Raw genomic sequence first — 21,357 nt, 5'->3', positions numbered from 1 at the left:
CGACCCGCTAGCCCTCAGCCCTCGTCGTCGCCCTCTTCCGCGGCCGACGGCAGGCTCTTCGTGGCGGCCGACCTGCCGCTGAGCTGCGCCTGGAGGCTGGCGATGCGCTCCTCCATGCTGCGCTGCAGCTCGTCGAGGCGCTGCCTGAGCCTGATGATCTCCTCCACGCCGGCGAGGTTCACGCCGAGCTCCTGCGTCAGGCGCCTGATCTCGCGGAGCTGCTCGATGTTGCGCTGCGAGTAGAGGCGCGTCTTGCCCGAGCTGCGGCTGGGCTCTATGAGCCCCTTGCGCTCGTAGAGCCGCAGCGTCTGCGGGTGCATGTCGACGAGCTCGGCGGCGATGCTGATGACGTAGAGCGGCTTGTCGCGGTCGATCTCCTTGTCGTCGCGCTCGGCCTCGCGCTCGCGCTTGTCGTCGTGCGTGTCCTTCAAGCCGTCCCTCCGGAGGCAAGCTTACGCAACCACCCGCGGGCGGCGCGCAGGGCTCCGCCGACCAGGTCGACGTCGACGGTCAGGTGGAGGTCGCCGCCGCCCAGGCCGGCGCCGGGGACCACGAGGGTGCTGCCGGCCGCCGAGCCAGGCGGCACGTCCACCGTGACCCCCTCGTAGTCGACCCTGGCTCCGCCCGCGGCTTGCCAGGGCAGCAGGGGCAGGCGGTCGTGGACGTCGCGGCCCCGCACCGCGGCGGTGGGCGGCAGGGCGACCTCGACGTCCACGAGGAGGTCGCCGGGAGGCGAGCCCGGTCCGCCCAGGCCCCTGAGCCTCAGCTTCGTGCTGCTGGTGGTGCCCTTCGGCACCTTCACGTCGACGAGGGCCGTGCCGCGGCGCACGCCCCTGCCGCCGCACGCCGGGCAGACGCCGCCGGACGTGGCCACGTCGAACGGACCCGTGCGCGCCGCGACGCCCTCCGCGGCCGCCCCCAGCGCGGCCCGGCCCGTGCCGCGGCACAGCGCGCAGGTGCTCGGCCCGGGCACGCGCACCCGCCGCGTGGCGCCGTTCACGGCCTCGCCGAGCGTCAGGTCGAGGCGCACCTCGCGCGTCTCCCCCGGCAGCAGCCCGCTGCCGCGGAGCATGCCGGCGACCATCCCGAAGAGCGCGTCGAACAGGGCGTTGCCAGTCGACCCGAACGCGGTGACCCGCGACCAGTCGATCGGCACGTCCGCCTCGCGGAACACCTCCCGCCACTGCTCGGCCGTGTACGTCGGCGTCGTGAAGCCACCCGCCGACGGGTGACCGTAGCGGTCGTAGCGGGCGCGCGCCTCGGGGTCGCGCAGCAGCGCGTACGCCTCGGACAGCTCCTTGAAGCGCTCCTCGGCCGCCGCGTCGCCGGGGTTCCTGTCGGGGTGGTAGCGCATGGCCTGCCGCCTGTAGGCGCTCTTGATCGCCTCCAGGTCGGCGTCGCGCGGCACGCCGAGCACCTCGTATGGGTCGCGCTTCGCAGCCGTCACGGGACGATGGTACATTACCTGAGCCTGACCGACTAAACCCTGTGCAGCGGCCCGTCGTGCGCGGCGGCCCCCGACGGCTCCGGCGTGCCGCGGCCCGCGCCGCCCGGTCCGCGCCGGCAGCCGGGGGCGGCAGGTCGCGGCGCTGAACGCCCGACCTGACCCCGCGTGTCATACCTTCGGCCGATACGGTGGGGCCGCGGCGGCGCGCTAGGATTCCCCCTACGAGGCGCCCTCCGGGCGCGCGCCCCGTAGGAGGTGGGAAGTGCGCAGGAGCCTGACCCTCTTGCTAGTCGTGGCGCTGGTGCTACTCTTGGCCGGCTGCCGCAACGAGACGCAGAACCGCATCCGCCGCAGCATCCAGGACTTCACGGCGACGCGGATGTACATAACGATCTACTCGTACGACGGGAAGCCGGTCTTCCGCGGCATCGTCGACGGCAAGGTCACCCGCTCGGGTACCGCCCCGGAGGGCTCTGGCGGCGAGGCACAGGGCGCCTACATCTTCTGGTACGACGAGCGCGGCCGCTACCACCAGACGGACCTCCCCTACATCCTCACGTCGTACGACCTCGAGGCCGAGCCGGCCGCGGAGGCGCAGTAGGCGTCGCGCCCGACGTCGCGGCTCGCCTCCGTAGGGTCCGGCCGCGGGGGCGAGGCGTCCCCCCGAGCGCTGAATGTTCGGTTAACGGCGGACCTCTCGCGCTGGAGTAGCCTGATGGCCACGAGGAGGACAGTTGTGAGAACCATCCGCCTGCCCTTCGTCCAGGCGATCGCGGCCTGCGGGCTGCTGCTCTCCGCCTGCACCATCACGATCACGCCCTCGCCCGGCGTCCAGATCACGCTGAGCGACGAGATCACCGACTTCCGTCCGACGATGGGCGTCGGCCACACCTACCGCGTCGGCGACCGCATCGAGTTCCTGATCACGACCCGGCGCGCCGGCTACGTGACGCTCACGGCCATCGACCCGGACGGCACCGTCTACCTGCTGTCGCGCAACGTGTACGTGCCGGGCGGCAGCGTGGTCCTCCCGACCCGGGAGCAGCGGGTCGTCTACAACGCGGCCCCGCCGCGCGGCCTGCACCGGGTGCGCGCCAGCTTCACCGGCGAGCCGACCTCGGGGACGGTCGTCTACCGCGGGCGGCGCGGCGACGCCGAGTGGTCGGCGGCCATCGAGCTCGAGCTGCGCTCCTACCAGGTGAGGGACGTCGCGGAGACCCACCTGTACATCTACTGACCGCCTGACGCCTCCGGAGGCCGCGAACCGCGCTGGCGGCGCCTTGGGGTAGAATGTGGTCCGGTGCGGCGGTGCGAAGCTCGCTCCGCCGGCTGGAGGACTCTCCCTTGGCAGGACACAGCAAATGGGCCCAGATCAAGCGCAAGAAGGCGGTGCTGGACCGTCAGCGCGGCAAGGTCATAAGCAAGCACATCCGCGCCATCCAGTCCGCCGTGCGCTCGGGCGGCAGCGGTGACCCCAGCGTCAACCTGGCGCTGAAGAACGCGCTGGCCGCGGCGAAGACGGACAACGTGCCGCTCGACAACATCGAGCGGGCCATCGAGAGGGCCCTGGGCGGCGGCGAGGGCGGCAGCTTCGAGGAGGTCCTCTACGAGGGCTACGGCCCCGGCGGCGTCGCCATGCTCGTGGAGGCCCTCACCGACAACCGCAACCGCACGGTCGGCGAGGTCAGGCACGTGTTCAGCAAGCACGGCGGCAACCTCTCCGGCTCCACGGCCTGGCAGTTCGACACGAAGGGCATGATCGTGGTCGAGGAGCCGGCCGAGGGCCTCGAGGACGTCGCGATCGACCTCGGCGCCGAGGACATCGAGCTCGAGGACGGCGCCCTGACCGTCTACACCGCGCCGGGCGACCTCTACGAGGTCGTCGAGGGCCTGCAGGCGCGCGGCGTCGAGCCCGCCGTGGCGCAGCTCACGCGCGTGCCCCAGAGCCTCACCCCGGTGCCGAGCGAGGACGCCCGCAAGGTGCTCAACCTCATGGAAGCGCTAGAGGACCTCGACGACGTGCAGAACGTCTACTCCACCGCCGACCTCGACGCTGTCGAGCTCGTCGGCTAGACCCAGGAGAGGGTGCTGGATGGGCTTTCCAACGGTCAAGTGGGACGACCTGCCGGCCATCACGGCCTCGCAGATGCAGCAGCTCATCATGCTGGCCACGGGCAAGTTCGGCCTCGACAACCGCGTCCTGGTCGAGCACACGGCGCGCAACCTCGTCAGCCTCATCGACGAGGTCGGGTCGGACGGACCGGTCCTCGTCGTCGCCGGACGCGGCAACAACGGCTCGGGCGGCCTGGCCGCCGCGCGCCTGCTCGCCGCCCGCGGTCGGCGGGTATGGGTCGTGCCCACCCACGAGGCCGAGAACTACTCCGGCACCCCGAAGGAGCAGCTCGAGCACCTCAAGCACTTCGAGCGCGTCAAGGTGCGCAACAGCCTCCCCAAGATGAAGTTCGCGGTGATCATCGACGCCGCCATCGGGACGAACCTCGAGGGTCCGCCCAGGGGGCGCACGCTCGACGTGATCACCGTGCTCAACCACTCCGACGCCGACTGCTGCGTGATCTCGCTCGACGTCCCCACCGGCATGGTCGCCGACACCGGCGAGACCCCGGGCGACGTCGTGAAGGCCGACATCACCATGGCCATCGCGCTGCCGAAGGTGGGCGTGAAGCCCGGCGGGAACGTCGGCCGCCTCGTCGTCGGGGACCTGTCCCTGCCGGCGCCGCTCTTCGAGGCGCTGCGGATCGAGCCCGTCGAGCTGCCCGGCTACCTCACCGAGGTCGTCGCGTAGGGCAGCAGGCGCACCTCGGCGGCCTCCAGGTCCCGCCACCAGTTGAGGAAACGGGCGTGGAGCAGCGGACCGCGCTCCGCGAGGGGGGCTAGGCGCTCGGCCTCCGCTGCCAAGCCGTCCCATTCGTCCCGCGTGAGCTTCCGGAACGCGCTCACCTCCACGCCCCTCTCGGCGGGGCGCCACACGCCGGCCACGCGTCCGTCCAGCAGCACGGTCGGCAGCACGTCGCCGTTGCGCTTCACGACGAGCGGCCTGAGTCCGTCGTCCAGCAGGCGGCCGGGCACCTCGTGCGCCATCAGCGCGCTGTCCCACATCGGCAGCAGGCGCGGTGGGGCCGGCGTGTCCCCGTCGGGCAGGGGCGCGCCGGGCACGTCGAAGAGCTCGGACCCGTCCGGACCCTCGTACCCGACGATCGTATCGCCAGCCGCCGCCACGGCCTCGCGGGCCATCTCGCGCGTCAGCAACGTGAAGCGGGCGAAGTCCTTCACCGTCGCCGGGCCGAAGGCCCGCAGGTAGCGACGCAGCGCCGCCGCGGCGGCCTCCTCCCACGGCTCGCGCATCGGCTCGGGCGCCGCGCGGAAGGCGTGGCCCCGCGCGAACGACCAGGGGCCGCCGTTCGGCACGTGCCAGAACGGCGCGAAAGACCGCAGCGCCCAGAACACCCGCTCGTGACGCACGCCCAAGCGCTCGCCCAGCCAGTCGTCGATCTCGTCCTTCGAGCGCGGCACGGTCAGGTGCTCGAGCAGCTCTGGGAGCGCCTCGAGCGCGGCCGCGGCAGGCACGCCGGTCTTGGTGAAACGCGGGTCGCCGAGACGAGCGCCGCGCAGGCGCTTGTGCATGGTGCCGTAGAGCGTCGGGTAGTCCTCGGCGCTCACGGCGTGGATCGTCATCCGCAGCAGTGTCGAGCGCGCGACCGCGCCGGCGGCGTATGCAGCGTCGAGGTCCTCCGGCGCGAAGCCTTCCAGGCGGGCGGTGAGGGCAAGGTAGGGGCCGACGGGCTCCTGCGCCTGCAACGCCAGGACCCGCCGCACGCCCACGGCGGCGGGCAGCGGCTCCCGGGCGAGCAGCAGCTGCCTGGCTAGCGTGGCCCTGTTCAGGTCGCGCGCGCTGAGACGCCTTCTCCCTCCGCCGGCCATGGGGCCAGATGGTAACGCGTCTCCCCCGCCGCGTGCTGCGCGAGGACCGCGGGGCGAGCCGCTATAGTCGCCGGTGCCCATGGGCGACCACGCGCTGCTTGAGCGGGAGGACCTCCTCGAGCTGCTGAAGGGCCACGCCGCGGCGGCGTCGCGTGGCGAGGGCCGCCTCGTGTTCGTCGGCGGCGAGGCGGGCGTGGGCAAGAGCGCCCTGGTGGAGACGTTCCGCCGGCGGCACTCGGGGGACGCGGTCGTGCTGACGGGCGCCTGCGAGGCGATGACCGCGCCTCAGCCGCTGGGCCCGGTCCTCGACTTCGCGATGGAGCTCGACGACGGGTTCGCTCGTCTCGTCGAGGCTGACCCGGCGCCTCGGCGACTGTTCACGGCGCTGCTCGACAGGCTCCGCGCCGGCCAGCGCCCCCGCCTGCTCATCGTCGAGGACGTCCACTGGGCCGACGACGCGACGCTCGACCTCCTGCGCTACCTGGGCAGGCGCGTCGGTGACGCGAGGGCGCTGGTCGTCGCCACCTACCGCGAGGACGAGCTGGCGCCGTCGCACCCCCTGCGGCGCCTCCTCGGCGACCTGGCGGGCGCGCCCCCCGTGCACCGGCTCGAGGTGCCGAGGCTCTCGTCCGCGGCCGTGGCCGAGCTGGCGGCGGGCAGCGGCGTCGACCCCGAGGCCCTGTACCGCAGTACCGGCGGCAACGCGTTCTTCGTGACCGAGGTGCTGGCGGCGGGCGGCGAGGGCGTGCCCGCGAAGGTGGGCGACGCGGTCATGGCCCGCGTCTCGCGCCTCTCCGCACCGGCGATCGCCGCACTGGAGGTGGCGAGCGTCGTGGGTCAGAACGCCGCGGCGTCGCTGCTCGCCGAGCTCGGCGTCGCGCCGGGCTGCCTCGACGAGTGCGTCGCGGCCGGCCTGCTCGTCAGCCGGCGCGGCTCGCTGAGCTTCAGGCACGACCTCGCCAGGCAGGCGGTGCTCGAGTCGATCCCGGCCACGCGCCGCGAGCGGACGCACGCCGCGGTCCTGGCGGCGCTAGAGCGGCGGCGCGCGGCGGCTACGGCGGCGGCCACGCGTGAGGGAGGCGCCGCCGCGGGGTCCGCAGACGGACCCACGCCGGTGGGCGACGGCGCGAGCGCGGGGGCGCCTTCGCCGCACGGCGTGGGAGCGGGGGCGTCAGATACGCCCCTGGCGGTGCTGGCGCACCACGCCTACATGGCCGGCGACGGCGACGCGGTCATCCGCTACGCGCCCGAGGCGGGACGGCTGGCGCTGAGGCTGGGCGCCTACCGCGAGGCGCGGGAGCAGTTCGCGCGGTCGCTGCGCCACGCGGGACGCCTCGACCCCGAGGAGCGCGCCACGCTCCTCGAGCTGCACGCCACCGCCTGCGGCTACACGGGCCACAACGAGGAGGCGGCCGCGTCGAGGAGGGCCGCCGCCGACCTGCTCGCGGGCCCCGAGCACGCCGAGCGCCGGGCCAGGCTACTCAGCCAGCTCACCTGGACCCTCTGCTCGATGCTGCGCGACGACGAGGCCGAGCACGCCCTGGCGGAGGCCAGCGCCGCGCTGGACGGCAGGCCGGGGTCGCCCGTCCAGGCCTACATCTACTTCCTCCGCGGCTGGCGCAGCTACGCCCGCGGGGAGACCGGGCTGCGCCTCGCGCGCGAGGCCGAGGAGCGGGCGCGGCGCGGCAGCAACCCCCACGTCCTGGTCCGCGCCAAGACGATCGCGGCCATGGCGCTGGGGGCGAACGAGCGCGTGGCGGCGGCCAGGCACGAGCTGGCCGGGGCCGTGGCGCTCGCCACCGGACCCGACGCCGACCTGGCGGTGGTCGGGCACGACCAGGTCGCCTCTGCGCTCCTCGAGACGTTCCGGTGCCGACAGGCCGAGGTCCTGCTCGACCGCGCCGAGGACCTGGCGCGGCGCGGCGGCTTCGAGGGCCTGCTGCACCCCACCTTCGCGCTGCGGGCCCTCACGCACCTGCGCATGGGGCGGTGGTCCGAGGCCGAGGCGGCGGCGACCTGGGTGCTGGAGCGCCCGCACCAGTCGCCCACGGCCCTCGTCTGGGCGACCCTCGTGCGGGTGCTCCTGCGCGTGCGCCTCGGTGACCACGACCCCGGCGAGGCGCTGGAGCGGCTCGAGGAGCACGCGAGGAGCTCACCGCGGCTCGCCGTCGTGGTCGCCATGCGCGCCGCGCTCGCCGAAGCCGCGTTGGCGCGTGGCGACCATCAGGCAGCGCTGGCGGAGGCGAGGCACGCGTACGACCGCGCCCGCGAGGAGGGCAGCGCCTGGCACGTCGCCCAGCTCGCCTACTGGGTCTGGAAGGCCGGCGGCGACCCGCGCCTGTCGGCGCACGCCCGCGGGCCCTTCGCGCTGCAGGTGCGGGGCAGGGCGCGGCAGGCCGCCCGGCGCTGGGCCAGGCTGGGGTGCCCGTACGAGCGCGCGGCGGCGCTCGCGGAGTCCGACGACGTGGAGGACCTGGTCGAGGCGCGCCGGTCGTTCGAGGAGCTCGGCGCGCGTCCGGCGCTGGCCGACGTCGCGAGGCGCCTCAGGTCCCGCGGCGTGCGCGGGATCCCGCGGGGTCCGCAGCCGTCGACGCGAGCGCACCCGCTCGGGCTGACGCACCGCGAGCGGCAGGTGCTCGAGCTCGTCGCCGCGGGCCTCCGCAACGCCGAGATCGCCCGGCGCAACCGGGTCAGCACGCGCACCGTCGACCACCAGGTCTCGGCGGTGCTCGCCAAGCTGGGGGTGCGGTCCCGGGCCGAGGCGATAGCGGAGGCGTACCGCCTCGGCCTCGTAGACGTGCCGCCCAAGGGGCGCTAGCGGCCCGCGGGCGGGCGTCCGGCGCCGACGCGGCGACCGATCCCGCGGACGGAGCAGCCCTCGCTGCCGCCGTCAGGCGGCGAGGTCCCGCGGCACCTCTACCTCCCGGCCCTCCGCCTGCCAGGCGCGGAAGCCGCCCTCGAGGTGGGCGACGTCCCGGTAGCCCAGCTCCTTCAGCGCCTTTGCCCCCAGCGCCGACCGCGAGCCGGCGGAGCAGTAGAGGATCACGCGCCGGTCCGGCTGCAGCGCGGCGATGTGGTACTGGGTCGTGGGGTCGGCGTTGAACTCGAGCATGCCCCGCGGCGCCCTGATCGCCCCCGGGATCATCCCCTGACGCGTCTCGTGCGGCTCCCTTATGTCGACGATCACGACGTCGCCCCGCCCCAGCTCGCGGGCCACCGCGCTCGGCGAGAGGTTCTCGACCTCCTCCTTGGCCCGGTTCACCAGCTCCATGACTCCAGGCATAGGTCGGCTCCTTCCCCGCCGCGGCCCGGCCGAGCTCGCGACCCGTTCGCGGGCCGCGCTCGCTACGCGTGCGCGTGGAGGGCAGGGCGCTTCTGGCCCCACCGCGGCCGCGGCGTGGTGCGATGGTGCGGCGCGTGCCGCGCCCGGTTCATCGGCGCAACCGCCTACGCAGCGCTGCGCGACTGCCCATGCCGGGAGGTCGAGCTCGGCCTTCATGACGAGCCCGCCCCACAGTGGGTTCCCGGAGGACCCGATGACGACGAACGTGCCGTCGGGCGACATCTCGTAGGTCACTAGGGGCGAGGGGTCTGGCCCCGCGACGCTCGCCTCCCTGGTGGGCGACCCGTCCGCACCCGGCTCGCCGGGGCCGTTGCTGCCGACGGTCAGGATGTCTGCCGTCCCGGAGGGGCGCGGACCACGTAAGGTTCCCGTGAGCGGGTCTCCCCTAAGGTCCGGACCGTGGAGTGGGCTCACCGCCTGCTGGAGGCGGCAGACCTGCGTAGCTCCGGCACTCGCTACGAGGCGATGTGGCGGCGGATACTGCTGGCGTTCATCCCCATAGGCGCGCTGGCCTTCCTCGTCGGCCTGGCGCTCGAGGTTCCCAGCGGCCAGGCCACCGGCTTCGACCTCGTGCTCTACCCCCTCATGGGGGGCTTCCTGCTGCTGCTCGAGGCGGTCCTGGCGTTCGGTCGCCGCACACTCCCGCTCGTCGTGATGACGATCATCGTCGGCGCCAGCTCGTTCTTCTTCCTCAAGCTCGGCTGGCTGCTCTTCCTCGCCCCCGCCGGCACCGACGTCCAGGCGCAGTTCACCGAGACCCTCTTCTGGATCCCTGTCGTCTACCTCCTCTCCTTCATCCTCGAGGAGGGCCGGCTGGGCCAGCTGGCGGTGCGCGCGTTCACCGCCGGGGTGCTCCTGCTCGCTGGCGTCTACACGGTCCCCGGGGCGATCGCCGGCGCGGTCGACTGGGGCGTCGCCTACGCGCTCATCGAGCTGAACCTGGCCAACACCGTGCTCCTCGTCCTCACCTCGGTGTTCATCCAGTTCAAGGAGAGCTACACGCGCACGCGCGCACGCATGGAGGAGGCCGAGCGGCAGGCCTACCACGACGCGCTCACGGGGCTCGCGAACCGCCTCCGCCTCGACGACGAGCTCGAGAGGCGCCTGGACAGGGCGCGGTCGTCCGGCGGGCGGGTCGCGGTGCTCTACCTCGACGTCGACGGCTTCAAGGTCGTGAACGACACGCTCGGCCACGAGGCCGGCGACGAGCTGCTCCGCTCGGTGTCGCGGCGCCTGCAGGACGAGCTCGGGCCGGACGACGTCATGGCGCGCATAAGCGGCGACGAGTTCGTCATCATCCTCGGCGACGTCGAGAGCCCCCAGGCCGCGATGTTCGCGGCGCGCAAGCTGCAGGCGGCCCTGGTGAAGCCCTTCGACCTGCACGACCTCTCGCACCACGTCACGGCCAGCATCGGGATCTGCCTCTACCCGGACGACGCGCCAGACGGGCCGACGCTCCTGCGCCACGCCGACTCGGCGATGTACCGGGTCAAGCGCTCGGGCAAGAACGGCGTGCAGCGCTACCGCGCCGACTCCGACGCGCTCGTCGAGCGCCAGCGGAGCCTCGAGCGCGAGCTGAGGACCGGGCTCAGCGCGGACGACGGCCAGCTCACCGTCGTCTACCAGTCGATCCACGACCTCGAGACCGGGGAGCTGAGGAAGGTCGAGGCGCTGGCGCGCTGGTATCACCCGAAGTGGGGCCACGTCCCGCCGCACGAGTTCATCCCCATCGCCGAGCGGAGCGGCCTCATCGTCTCCCTGGGCGAGCGGGTGCTGCGCGAGGCCTGCCGCCAGGCGAAGGCGTGGGAGGCGCTGTCCGGTCAGGGCGTCGTCGTCTCGGTGAACGTCTCGGCTATGCAGTTCGCGCACCCCGGCTTCTTCCGCACCGTCGAGGCCGCCCTCGAGGACCACGCGCTGCTGCCCGAGCTGCTCGAGATCGAGCTGACCGAGGGCATCGTCATGCACGGCGTCGACCACGTGACCGAGACGCTCCAGCGCCTGCAACGCCTCGGGGTCAGGATCGCGATCGACGACTTCGGGACCGGCTACTCCTCGTTCGCCTACCTGCGAGACCTGCCCATCGACACCGTGAAGATCGACAAGAGCTTCGTCAAGGACCTCGGCTCTCCCCTGCACGCCCCGCACTTCGCGCTGGCGCTCGTCGAGGCGATCACCCACGTCGCGAAGCACCTCGACCTCGTGATCGTCGCCGAGGGCATCGAGACCGAGGCCCAGCGCCGGGTGCTACGCGACCTCGGCTGTCAGCTCGGCCAGGGCTTCCTGTTCTCGCGCCCCCTGCCGGCGGCCGAGGTGCAGCCGTCCCTGCCGCTGACGCCGGGCAAGCCCCGGCCGGTCCGCGACACCCTAGTCAACTGACTCGAGCCACAGGGTCATGGCGCCCACGACCCGGTCCCCCGCCGCCGCCTGGCAGCGGTAGCGATGCGCTCCGGGCACGTCGGGATGCCCTCCCACGCCGGCGCGCGCCGCGCTGAACACGGCGCGCTCGCCCGCCCAGACGAGGTCGCTGGCCTCCACCTCGCCGCGCAGCACCCGGTACGGCTCGCCGTGCACGCGCCCGGCGAGGTACGAGAGCTGGCCCATGACCACGGCGACCGGCAGCGCCGGGTAGCCGTCGAAGTGCCCGACGCACGCGCTGGCGGGCACCTCCGCGACGACCTGCTCGCCGCCGCCCTCCGTGGCGCGCCACTCCGTGGCCAGCAGCGAGCCGTACGGGCTGGGTCCGGCGGGGGTGGTCATCGCGCGGATCCGGAAGAGCCGCTCGAAGGCCGACTCGGTGAGGACCGTGTAGTCGATCTCGAAGGAGGCGAGCCGCGCCCCCGCGGCCGTGGCAGCGACGGCGGCTCTCGCCGTGCGCTTGTCGAGCCCGAGAAGTCGCGCCACGAAGCGCACCGGCGAGCCGTAGGGCGCCGCGTTGGGCACGTAGCGGCACTCCGCGCGCCGCGCCAGGTAGTACCGGCGGGCCTCGTCTGCCTGCGAGAGGGCGGCGAGCGAGAGCCCGACGATCGCGGCGTGCCTGCCGAGCTCGGCGGCGGGCATCGGCCCGACCTCGAGCGCCGCCGGAGACTCGGCTCGGGCCGTCGCGTGCAGCTCGAGGCCGTCGAGGGTCAGGTCCTCCAGGGCGAAGTAGGGCGGGCGCACGCAGATGCGCGAGAGCAGGTCCGACTCGTGGACGCGGCTGAGCCGTCGCGAGACGTTGAGGCTCGGCAAGGTCATGTCGTGAGGCACCCCATCGCGGTCCGCCTCTCGCGGACTCCCCGTACCATCTGTTACCACGGCTGGGCGTCGGGCGACGGGAGATGCCGAGCGCTCGGGGTCGCGGTGGGCGCCGATCGTCGCCGCGGACACGGGGGAGCCGCGGCCGCTGGGGAGGTCCGCCGTCCCCGCCCGCGGCGACCCGACTACCGCGGCGCGAGCGTCCCGCAGACGAGGACCCCCGCTGCGCGCGGGGGTCCTTGCTTGGTAGGCGCGGGCAGGATTGAACTGCCGACCTCTACAGTGTCAATGTAGCGCTCTCCCACTGAGCTACGCGCCTGCGAACCGTGTGCCTCTCGCCGTGGCCTTGGGCGCCTCTGGGAGAAGGTTGGAGGCGCCGACCGGATTCGAACCGGTGAATCGAGGTTTTGCAGACCTCTGCCTTACCACTTGGCTACGGCGCCAAGGCGACAAGAAGTCTACCACGGGCCTTCGGAACGGTGTCAACGACGGCGACGGGTTGGCGGTGACGCGCCGCCGCCGTCCGCGACGGCGCGAGCGTCTATCATCCCGGAGTGGAGGCCAGCCTGAGGCTGCTCGGGTCGCCTGCCGTCCACGCGCCGGAGGGAGCCCGGGACCTGCCCGTCGACAAGCCGGCGTCCCTCCTCTACTACCTCGCGAGCCGTGGCGGCTGGGTGACGCGGAGCGAGCTCGCCTACCTCTATAGGCCCGACGCCCCCGAGGAGGTGGCGCTGGGCAACGTGCGCGTGATCTTGCACCGCGCGCGCTCGCGCGGCTGGCCCGGCGAGCTCGTCGTCGAGAAGGCGCGCCTCAGGTACGTCGTGGACACCGACGTGGCCGCGTTCGCCGACGCCGCTGCCCGCGGCGACTGGGAGGCGGCGCTTGGTCTCTACCGCGGGGAGTTCCTCGCGGGCGTCGAGGTGCACGACGCCCCCGCCTACGGCTCCTGGCTCGACGCCGAGCGCGCCGACCTGAGGAGGCGGTGGCGCGCCTGCGCCCTGGGGCTAGCGGCGAGCCTCGGCGAGCGAGGGGAGCACGCGTCGGCGGCCGGCTGGCTGCGCCGCCTGCTGCGCGACGACCCGCTCGACGAGGAGGCCCTCTGCGCCCTCCTCGCGGCGCTGTTCGCCGCTGGCGAGCGCCAGGCCGCCGCCGAGGCCTACACCGCCTTCGCCGACGCGCTGCGCAGCGAGCTCGACGCCGAGCCGGACAGGGAGACGACGCGCCTCTTCGAGGCCCTCTCCGCGGGCGCGGCGACGCCGGCCTGGCGGGTGCGGGACGCTCCCGGGCTGCCGCGGGCGCTGACCCGCTTCGTGGGGCGGAGCGACGAGCTGGGGGCGCTGGTGGGCCTGCTCGGCCGCGACGACGTGCGCCTCGTGACGGTGAACGGACTGGGCGGCGTGGGCAAGACCAGGCTCGCCCTCGAGGCGGCGCGGCGCCACCTCCGCGACCACCCGCAGCCGGCATGGTACGTGCCGCTCGGCTCCGTCACGACGCGGGAGGCGCTGTTCGCGGCGATCGCCGACGCCCTGGGGCTCGCCTCCTCGGGACCGCGTCCGCTGGAGGCGCAGGTGTTCGACCGCCTCGTGCTGCAGCCTGGCCTGCTGGTGCTCGACTCGTGCGAGGGCGTGGCGGCGGAGGCGCGGTCCCTCGCCGAGCTGCTCGCCGCCGCAACGGGCCTGAGGCTGCTCGTCACCTCCCGGGTGGCGCTGGGCCTCAGCGTCGAGACGCTCTTCCCCCTCGGCGGCCTGGCGGTGCCGCCGCGCGAGGACGCCGACCCCCTCGCCTACGACGCCGTCCGCCTGTTCGCCGACAGGGTCGCCGCCCGCACCGCCGGCGCCCGCCTGGGCCGCGACGACCTGGCGGCCGCCGCGGAGCTGGCGAGGCGCGTCGACGGCATGCCGCTGGCGCTGGAGCTGGCGGCCAGCGCCGCCCGCACCCTCTCGGCGCAGGAGCTGCTGGCCCGGCTCGAGGAGGGCCTGGGCGTGCTCACGACCGACGCTGCCGACGTGCCGGAGCGGCACCGCAGCCTCCTCGCGCTGCTCGCGGAGGCCACGGACGCGCTGGACGCGCGGGAGAGGGCGGCCCTGCCCCGGCTGGCGCTCTTCCCCGGCGGGTTCACCGCGACCGCCGCCGAGGAGGTGGCCGACGTCCACCCCGCCCTGCTGCAGGGCCTCGCCAAGGCGGCCCTCGTCCGCCGCACCGAGGCCGGGCCCTTCGTCATGCACGAGCTCGTCAGGAGGCAGGCCCTAGGTGGTCTGGATCCCGCGGAGCGGCGGGCGCTCGAGGCCAGCTACGTCGCGTACTACCTCGAGCTGCTGCGCGAGCAGCGCCGGGCCCTGCGGGGCGCGGGGCACGCCGCGGCGCGGCGCGTGCTCACGGCGGAGATGCCGAACCTGCGCCACGCCGTCGAGCTCGCCGCGCGAGCCGACGTCGCCGCGATCGCCGACGCCATGGGCCCGCTCGACGCCGCGCTCAGCTACCTGGGCGAGTCGGGCCTGGGCGTCGGCCTCTTCGCCCGCCTCGCGGAGGGGTTCGAGTCCGCCGGCGACGCCGTGCTGGCGGCGCGGGCGCGCGCCAGCCAGGCCCGCATGCTCTTCGGCGCCGGGCGCATCGCCGAGGGCTGGGAGGTACTGCGCGCCGCCCTGCCCGTCCTCGAGGAGCACGACGCGCCGCCCCTGAGGTCCGCGCTGTGCTGGGCGTCGACGACGGCGCGGCTGCTCGGCGACCTCGAGGAGGCGCGGCGCTACGCCGAGCGCGCGCTGGCGCGGGCCGAGGCGGGCGGCTCGGCCGCCGAGCTCGCCGACGCCCTGAGCGTGCTCTCGGACGTGCAGGAGGAGGCGGGCGAGGCCGCGGCGGCGCTGGCCACGGCCCAGCGCTGCGCGGCGATGAGGCGCGCGGACGGCGACCTCGTCGACGCGATCTACGCCGACCTGAAGGTGGCGCGGGTGTCGATGCGGGACCTCGGCGACCTGGACGGTGCCGAGGCCGTGGTCGACGCGGCGCTGGCCGAGGCGCGGCGCCTGGGCGACGACAGGGTGCGGGGCGCGGCCCTCAACCACGCCTCGGTCGTCGCCGGCGAACGCGGCGACCCGGCGGCCGCGGAGGCCCTCTACCGCGAGTCGTTGGCCGTCGGGGAGCGGCTCGGGAACCTTCACCACGTCATCACCGGGCGCAACAACCTCGCCGGCCACCTGAACCGTCACGGCGCGCTCGCGGAGGCGCACGAGCTCCTGCTCGGCTCGCTCGCCCTCTGCCGCCGGGTGGGCGCCCGCGGTTCCGTCGAGGGGACGCTCTGCCTCCTGGGCGAGAACGCGCGGCTGCGGGGGGAGCACCTGGAGTCGGCGCGCGCCTACTCGCAGGCCTTCGCCGCGGCGCTCGAGACGGAGCCTGTGAACCGGTCGATCGCGCAGGGCCTGTCGATGGTGGCCAAGCTGCACGCCGACGTCGGCGAGCACGAGCGCGCCTACGCGCTCTCCGAGTACCTGCTGGCCGAGCCGCTGACGCAGGCGCCCGTCCGGAGGCTCAACGCGGAGGTCCTCGAGGAGAGGCGTGCGCGTCTGCCGCCGGCGAAGGCGGGCCGCGTAGCCGCCGCGGCGGCCGCCTGGGACCTGAGGCGGGTCGTGGCCGACGAGGTCGAGCTGCTGGCCGAGCTCTCGCGGCGGCTGGAGCGCAGCCCGCGGGCGGCGCGGCAGGCGGCGCCCGGCGACTGAGGCACGCCCCTGAAACGCTGCTGAAACGCCGGCCGAAGAGGCTGGCCGCACACCACGAGGAGGTGCGGTCATGCGGAGAGGTCGGTTCGTCGGCGGAGGCGGTCGAGACGAGGTCCTCAGGTGCGAGGTCGCGGTCGTCGGCGCGGGCCTCGCTGGGCTGGTGGCGGCGCGGCGCCTGGCCGCCGCGGGGCGTGACGTCCTGGTGCTGGAGGCGCAGCACCGCGTCGGCGGCAGGGCGCTCGACGCCTGGCACCGCGGCGAGACGCGGGTGTCGCTCGGCGCCCAGTGGCTCGGCGTGGGCCAGGAGCGCCTGGAGCGGCTCTGCGCCGAGCTGGGGCTGGCCGTGCGCCCCGTCGACTCCGAGGGCCACCACCTGATCTGCGAGGGCGGCACGCGCACGCGCGTGAGCGCCGGGACCTTCGGCGGAGCCAGCCTGCCCCTGGCGGAGGCGCCCGGGGTCGCCGAGGCGTGGCGCGAGCTCGAGGAGATCGGGGCGGAGCTCGACCTCGAGGCGCCCCACAGCCACCCGCGGGCCAGCGAGCTCGACGCCACGACGCTGGCGGCCTGGCTGGCGCGCCGCCTGCCGGACGCCGACGCCAGGCGCTGCTTCGCCGCCGAGATGAGCGGGTTCGTGGCCGCCGAGCCTGGAGACGTGTCGGTGCTGCACGCCGCCTTCTACCTGGCCTCCGGCGGCGGTCACGCCAGCCTGGCGAGCAGCACCGGCGGGGCGCAGCACGCGGTCGTGGCCCAGGGTGCCCAGGCCGTGGCGCGGTCGCTCGCCGAGAGCCTCGGGGAGCGCTGCCTGCTCGGGGTCCCGGTGAGGGCCATCGAGCAGGAGGCGGCCGGCGCTTCTGCGCGCGCCCCAGGCCTCACCGCCCGCGCCGAGCGGGTCGTGGTGGCCGTGCCGCCTCCACTGGCGGCCGGCATCGCGTTCGCGCCGCGGCTGCCCCCGGCCCGCGCCCTCCTCCACGCGCGCCTGCGCCTCGGCGCCGTCGTCAAGTTCGCCGTCGTCTACCCGCGGCCGTTCTGGCGCGAGGAGGGCCTCACCGGCCAGGTGTTCAGCGTCAGGGGCCCCGTCCACACGGTCTACGACGACTCTCCGCCCGGCGCGACCGCCGGCGTGCTCGTCGGGTTCTTCGAGGGCGGCGACGCCCGGCGCTTCGCGGGCCCGCGGTCGGCCGCCAGGCGCGAGGAGGTCCTCGCCTGCCTCGGCGCCTGGTTCGGGCGCGCCGCTCTCGACAGGCCGGCGTACCTCGACAAGGACTGGTCCGCCGACGCCTGGTCGCGCGGCGGCTACGGCGCCTGCTTCGGCGCCGGCCAGTGGACGCGCTTCGGGGCCGCGCTGCGCGAGCCCGTCGGCCGCGTGCACTGGGCCGGCAGCGAGACCTCGGCCGTGTGGAACGGCTACTTGGAGGGCGCCGTGCGCTCCGGCGAGCGCGCCGCTCGCGAGGTGGAGTCGGCGCTGTCGGCGCCGGTCAGGCAGGCCGCCGTGCCCGTCGCGGCCGCCTGACCCGGAGCGCCCCGAGCCCGTTCCGGCCGCCCGACCCGGAGCGCGTCGGGCCCGTCGCGGGCGTCGTCGCCGGGCCGCCACCGCGCCCGCCGGGGGCCCCGGCCGCGCCGGCGGCGGGCCCCCGGGACCCGACTCCCCGCTGCCAGGCCGGGGCGCGGGGGCGCGATAGACTCGCCCCATGCCCGGCCAGGTCAAGCGCTTCGCCCACCTCCATCAGCACACCGCTTACAGCCTCCTGGACGGGGCCGCGCGCATATCCGAGCTGGTCAGGTGGGTCAAGGAGGTCTCCCCCGACGACCCCGCCGTCGCCATCACGGACCACGGCAACATGCACGGCGCCGTGGAGTTCTACAAGGCCTGCGTGGCCGAGGGCGTTAAGCCCATCCTCGGCATCGAGGCCTACGTGGCGCCTGGCTCGCGGTTCGAGAAGCGCCGCGGCTCGGCGAAGCTCGACGGCGGCTACTACCACCTCACGCTCCTGGCGAGGGACTTCGAGGGCTACCAGAACCTCTGCCGGCTCTCGAGCCGCTCCTACCTCGAGGGCTTCTACATGAAGCCGCGCGTCGACCTGGAGCTGCTGCGCGAGCACTCGCGGGGCGTGATCGCGCTCTCCGGCTGCCTCGGCGCGCAGATCCCGCGGGCGATCCTCGACATCGGCCCCGAGGAGGGCGAGCGGCTGTTCAAGGAGCACCTCGACATCTTCGGCGAGAACTTCTTCGTCGAGATCCAGGACCACGGCCTCGAGGAGCAGAAGCGCCTGAACCCGGTGCTCAGGGAGCTGGCCGACCGCTACGGCGTCGGCATGGTCGCCACCAACGACGGCCACTACGTCCGCCGCGAGGACGCGCGCGCCCACGACGTGCTGCTGGCGATCCAGACGAAGGAGATGGTCGCCAGCGAGGACCGCATGCGGTTCCCCTGCGACGAGTTCTACGTCAAGACGCCCGAGGAGATGGCCGCCGCCGTTCCCGAGAGCGAGTACCCCGGCGCGATCTCGAACACGAACGCGATCGCCGACATGGTCACGTGCGAGCTGCCCATCGGCAAGAGGCGCGTCTACCAGATGCCGGAGATCCGGGTCCCCGAGGGGATGACCCTGGCCGACCAGCTCCGCGTGCAGACCTACCGCGGCGCGATGCAGCGCTACGCCTCCCTCACCGAGGACGTGATGCGCGCCTACCTGGCGGAGGCGGCGGATGACGAGGGCACGCGGGCGGCGCTGGCGTCGTTGCCGCAGGGCACCACGCCGGAGACGGCGCCCCTGGACGACGTGCTGCTGGCCCTCGCGCGCGCCGGCGAGCTGTGCCGGCTGAGCGACGAGGAGCTCGCCGGCGAGGACGGCGCGGCGCTGCGGCGGCGCGGCGGCTACGTCTACACGCACCTGGAGGGCCTGCGCGCGAGGCTGCCGGACGCCGGTTCGCGCCCCGGCGAGGACGCCGACGCCTACACGGTGCTCTCGCGCTGCGAGTACGAGCTGGCCGTCATCATCTCGATGGGCTTCGCCGACTACTACCTGATCGTCGCCGACTTCATCAACTGGGCCAAGGGCCAGGGCATCAGCGTCGGGCCGGGCCGCGGCTCCGGCGCCGGCTCGATCGTCGCCTACTGCATCGGCATCACGAACATCGACCCGCTGCGGTTCGGCCTGCTGTTCGAGCGCTTCCTGAACCCCGAGCGCATCAGCATGCCCGACTTCGACATCGACTTCTCCGACGTCAGACGCGGCGAGGTCATCGACTACGTGCGCGAGAAGTACGGGGACGACCGCGTGGCGCACATCGCCACGTTCGGGACCATGGCGTCGCGCGCGGCCATCAAGGACGCCGCCAGGGTCCTCGACGTGCCCTTCGCCGAGTCGGACAGGGTCAGCAAGCTCGTCCCGGTGGTCATGGGCCGCAGCGTGAAGATCGACGACGCGCTGCGGGACGTGCCCGAGCTGCGCGAGCTCTACGAGCAGGGCGCCAGGAGCTACATCGACGTCGCGCGCGCGCTCGAGGGCCTGACGCGCCACGCCTCCGTGCACGCCGCCGGCGTCGTCATCGCCAGGGACCGCGTCACCGACCTGGCGCCGGTGTTCCGGGCCGGCGACGGGCCGATCGTCGTGCAGTACGACATGAGCTCGGTCGAGGAGCTGGGGTTCATCAAGATGGACTTCCTCGGCCTGCGCACGCTGTCGTTCATCGAGGCGGCGGTGCGCATCGTCAAGGAGTCGCGCGGGCTGGACCTCGATCCCGACTCGTTCCCGCAGGACGACCCCAAGGTCTTCGAGATGCTCTCGCAGGGCGACGCCGCCGGCGTGTTCCAGTTCGAGGGCGCGGGGATGGTCGACACCCTGCGCAAGCTCAAGCCCCGCCGCATCGAGGACCTCATCGCCGTCAACTCGCTCTACCGCCCCGGGCCGATGGAGAACATCCCCGTCTACATCAGGCGGCACCACGGCCTGGAGGAGGTGGACTACTCCGACTTCCCGCGGTCCCGCCACCTGCTCGCGCCCATCCTCGACGAGACCTACGGCATCCCCGTCTACCAGGAGCAGGTGATGCAGATCGTCCAGGCCGTCGCGGGCTACACGCTCGGTCAGGCCGACATCATGCGCCGGGCGATGGGCAAGAAGAAGGCCGACGAGATGGAGCGCCAGCGGGCGGTGTTCCGCGAGGGGGCGGCGAAGAACGGCATCGACAGGGCCGAGGCCGACAGGATCTTCGACCTGCTCGAGCGCTTCGCCAGCTACGGCTTCAACAAGTCGCACGCCGCGGCGTACGTGCTGCTCTCCTACCAGACGGCCTACCTCAAGGCGCACTACCCCGTGGAGTTCGCCGCCGCCCTGCTCACCGTCGAGCGCGGCGACTCCGACAAGGTCGCGCAGTACGTCTCCGACGCCAGGCACATGGGCGTGGAGGTCCTGCCGCCCGACATCAACCTCTCGCGGGCCGACTTCACGCCCGACGGCGACGTCGTGCGCTTCGGCCTCTACGGCATCAAGAACGTCGGCGAGGCCGCCGTGGACCACGTGCTGGCCGAGCGCCAGCGCGGCGGGCCGTTCAAGGACCTCTTCGACTTCTGCGCGCGCGTCGACACGGCGCTGGTGAACAAGCGCGCCGTGGAGTTCCTCGTCAAGGCGGGGGCCTTCGACCACGTCGCGCTCGGTGCCGGCCCCGGGGAGGTCATCGACCGCGGCGCGGCGCTGCGCGCCAGGGCGGCGCTGCTGGCGAACGTCGACGTCGCCGTGAAATGGGGCGCGGCCAAGCGCGAGCAGGCGGCGGGCGGCCAGCTCGGGCTGTTCGGGGACGCCGAGATGCTGCCCCCCGCGCTGCAGGCGCCCGGCGAATATAGCGAGCTGGAGATGCTCAGGCACGAGAAGGAGGCGCTGGGCATCTACCTCTCGGCCCACCCCATGGCCTCCTACCCCGGCCTGGCCGAGGCGGCCACCTGCAGCGTCGCCGACGTCGACGCCCACCTCGCCGACGCCAGGGCGCAGGGGCACGGGGGTCGGGTGCGCGTCGCGCTGGCGGGGCTCGTGCAGAACGTCGTGAAGCGCCCCACGCGCAAGGGCACGATGATGGCCCGGTTCGAGATCGCCGACGAGACGGCGAGCCGCGAGGTCCTCGCGTTCGGCCGCTCCTACGACGAGGTCGCTCCCCTGCTCGAGGAGGACGCGCCGGTGGTGCTCGTCGCCGAGGTCTCCGAGGACGGCGACGCCACGCGCCTCGTTGCCGAGCGCGTCGTGCGCTGGGACAAGCGCGGAGAGGCCGGAGCGGCGGTGCCGGAGGTGGCCGTCGTGTCGTTCGAGCTGGGCGGCGTCGCCGAGCACCAGCTGCTCGAGCTGCGCTCGGCGCTCGACGAGCTCGGCGGACGCACGCCGGTGCGGCTCGAGGTCGCCACCGACGACGGGCGCTACCTCTACCAGGTCGACGGCGCGTCGGTCGACGCCTCGCGCCTCGAGGAGCTGAGGGCCACCTGCCCGTGGCTCAGGGCCACGCTCACCGTCGACAAGCACGCGCTGATCGCGCACCGGCCCAGGAACGGCCTCGACCGGCGCTCCGCCAGGGAGGCGCCGGTCGAGGTGCCCTTCTGAAGCGCGTCACCCCCCGGTAGGCGCTAGGGGCCTATCTGTCGCTGCCGCCCTGGGGGCGGGGGCCGGCGTACCGCTTGGCGCTCGCCGGCCGGGCGAGGG

At 74.1% G+C, this 21,357-nt stretch carries 14 protein-coding genes and 2 tRNA genes; 9 read left to right on the top strand and 7 right to left on the bottom strand.

Features of this window, described 5'->3' with window-relative positions; genetic code table 11:
* Window positions 1-14: 14 nt before the first annotated feature.
* Complete coding sequence (locus VF202_02110; protein ID HEX7038886.1) at window positions 15-431, bottom strand: helix-turn-helix transcriptional regulator; 417 nt, start codon at window positions 429-431, stop codon at window positions 15-17.
* A complete protein-coding gene (locus VF202_02105; GenBank protein HEX7038885.1) occupies window positions 428-1,447 on the bottom strand; it encodes a DnaJ domain-containing protein in 1,020 nt (339 codons plus the stop codon). The genes VF202_02110 and VF202_02105 overlap by 4 nt, the downstream gene beginning before the upstream one ends.
* Before the next feature lie 262 nt (window positions 1,448-1,709).
* On the opposite strand from VF202_02105, the gene VF202_02100 reads away from it, so the two are divergent.
* The 4 genes from VF202_02100 (at window position 1,710) to VF202_02085 (ending at window position 4,250) form a co-directional block, all read left to right on the top strand.
* Window positions 1,710-2,048, top strand: a complete 339-nt coding sequence (locus tag VF202_02100) for a hypothetical protein (GenBank protein HEX7038884.1) — start codon at window positions 1,710-1,712, stop codon at window positions 2,046-2,048.
* Between the two features lie 135 nt (window positions 2,049-2,183).
* Window positions 2,184-2,684, top strand: a complete 501-nt coding sequence (locus tag VF202_02095) for a DUF4384 domain-containing protein (protein HEX7038883.1) — start codon at window positions 2,184-2,186, stop codon at window positions 2,682-2,684.
* A 107-nt stretch (window positions 2,685-2,791) separates the two neighbouring features.
* The gene (locus tag VF202_02090) at window positions 2,792-3,520 is read left to right on the top strand and encodes a YebC/PmpR family DNA-binding transcriptional regulator (GenBank protein HEX7038882.1); all 729 of its coding nucleotides are present in this window, start codon (window positions 2,792-2,794) and stop codon (window positions 3,518-3,520) included.
* 19 nt (window positions 3,521-3,539) lie between these two features.
* Window positions 3,540-4,250 (top strand): NAD(P)H-hydrate epimerase, encoded by a 711-nt coding sequence (locus VF202_02085; GenBank protein ID HEX7038881.1) that lies wholly within the window; start codon window positions 3,540-3,542, stop codon window positions 4,248-4,250.
* Here VF202_02085 and VF202_02080 read toward each other — a convergent pair.
* Window positions 4,226-5,386, bottom strand: coding sequence for a winged helix DNA-binding domain-containing protein (locus tag VF202_02080; protein HEX7038880.1), 1,161 nt, complete (start codon window positions 5,384-5,386; stop codon window positions 4,226-4,228). The genes VF202_02085 and VF202_02080 overlap by 25 nt on opposite strands.
* Before the next feature lie 79 nt (window positions 5,387-5,465).
* On the opposite strand from VF202_02080, the gene VF202_02075 reads away from it, so the two are divergent.
* Window positions 5,466-8,204: an AAA family ATPase gene (locus tag VF202_02075; protein ID HEX7038879.1), complete on the top strand. Its 2,739-nt coding sequence runs from the start codon at window positions 5,466-5,468 to the stop codon at window positions 8,202-8,204.
* A gap of 72 nt (window positions 8,205-8,276) precedes the next feature.
* Here VF202_02075 and VF202_02070 read toward each other — a convergent pair whose 3' ends face one another.
* The gene (locus tag VF202_02070) at window positions 8,277-8,669 is read right to left on the bottom strand and encodes a rhodanese-like domain-containing protein (protein ID HEX7038878.1); all 393 of its coding nucleotides are present in this window, start codon (window positions 8,667-8,669) and stop codon (window positions 8,277-8,279) included.
* A 459-nt stretch (window positions 8,670-9,128) separates the two neighbouring features.
* Between VF202_02070 and VF202_02065 the strand changes: the two genes are divergently transcribed.
* Window positions 9,129-11,105, top strand: a complete 1,977-nt coding sequence (locus VF202_02065) for an EAL domain-containing protein (GenBank protein HEX7038877.1) — start codon at window positions 9,129-9,131, stop codon at window positions 11,103-11,105.
* Here the strand turns inward: VF202_02065 and VF202_02060 are convergent.
* The 3 genes from VF202_02060 to VF202_02050 all read right to left on the bottom strand — a co-directional run bounded on the left by VF202_02060 (window position 11,094) and on the right by VF202_02050 (window position 12,406).
* A complete protein-coding gene (locus VF202_02060) occupies window positions 11,094-11,963 on the bottom strand; it encodes a hypothetical protein (protein ID HEX7038876.1) in 870 nt (289 codons plus the stop codon). The genes VF202_02065 and VF202_02060 overlap by 12 nt on opposite strands.
* A 244-nt stretch (window positions 11,964-12,207) precedes the next feature.
* A tRNA-Val gene (locus tag VF202_02055) sits at window positions 12,208-12,282 on the bottom strand.
* 49 nt (window positions 12,283-12,331) lie between these two features.
* Window positions 12,332-12,406: transfer RNA gene (locus VF202_02050), tRNA-Cys, on the bottom strand.
* 111 nt (window positions 12,407-12,517) lie between these two features.
* On the opposite strand from VF202_02050, the gene VF202_02045 reads away from it, so the two are divergent.
* The 3 genes from VF202_02045 (at window position 12,518) to VF202_02035 (ending at window position 21,258) form a co-directional block, all read left to right on the top strand.
* Window positions 12,518-15,673 (top strand): BTAD domain-containing putative transcriptional regulator, encoded by a 3,156-nt coding sequence (locus tag VF202_02045; GenBank protein HEX7038875.1) that lies wholly within the window; start codon window positions 12,518-12,520, stop codon window positions 15,671-15,673.
* A gap of 70 nt (window positions 15,674-15,743) precedes the next feature.
* Entirely contained in the window at window positions 15,744-17,183 is a 1,440-nt protein-coding gene (locus tag VF202_02040; GenBank protein ID HEX7038874.1) for an FAD-dependent oxidoreductase, read from the top strand.
* A 178-nt stretch (window positions 17,184-17,361) separates the two neighbouring features.
* Window positions 17,362-21,258, top strand: a complete 3,897-nt coding sequence (locus VF202_02035) for a DNA polymerase III subunit alpha (GenBank protein HEX7038873.1) — start codon at window positions 17,362-17,364, stop codon at window positions 21,256-21,258.
* The last annotated feature ends 99 nt before the right edge of the window (window positions 21,259-21,357 follow it).

The sequence above is a fragment of the Trueperaceae bacterium genome (assembly GCA_036381035.1).
In the GTDB taxonomy this organism is placed as follows: Bacteria; Deinococcota; Deinococci; order Deinococcales; family Trueperaceae; genus DASRWD01.
Note: the sequence above shows the minus strand (reverse complement) of the source record. Positions and strands in the feature narration are given on the sequence as shown.

Bases quoted from the DNA above. Each gene is read 5' to 3' on its own strand.
- VF202_02085 (HEX7038881.1), top strand. From the start codon at position 3,540: ATGGGCTTTCCAACGGTCAAGTGGGACGACCTGCCGGCCATCACGGCC.
- VF202_02080 (HEX7038880.1), bottom strand. From the start codon at position 5,386: ATGGCCGGCGGAGGGAGAAGGCGTCTCAGCGCGCGCGACCTGAACAGG.
- VF202_02075 (HEX7038879.1), top strand. From the start codon at position 5,466: ATGGGCGACCACGCGCTGCTTGAGCGGGAGGACCTCCTCGAGCTGCTG.
- VF202_02070 (HEX7038878.1), bottom strand. From the start codon at position 8,669: ATGCCTGGAGTCATGGAGCTGGTGAACCGGGCCAAGGAGGAGGTCGAG.
- VF202_02060 (HEX7038876.1), bottom strand. From the start codon at position 11,963: ATGACCTTGCCGAGCCTCAACGTCTCGCGACGGCTCAGCCGCGTCCAC.
- VF202_02040 (HEX7038874.1), top strand. From the start codon at position 15,744: ATGCGGAGAGGTCGGTTCGTCGGCGGAGGCGGTCGAGACGAGGTCCTC.
- VF202_02035 (HEX7038873.1), top strand. From the start codon at position 17,362: ATGCCCGGCCAGGTCAAGCGCTTCGCCCACCTCCATCAGCACACCGCT.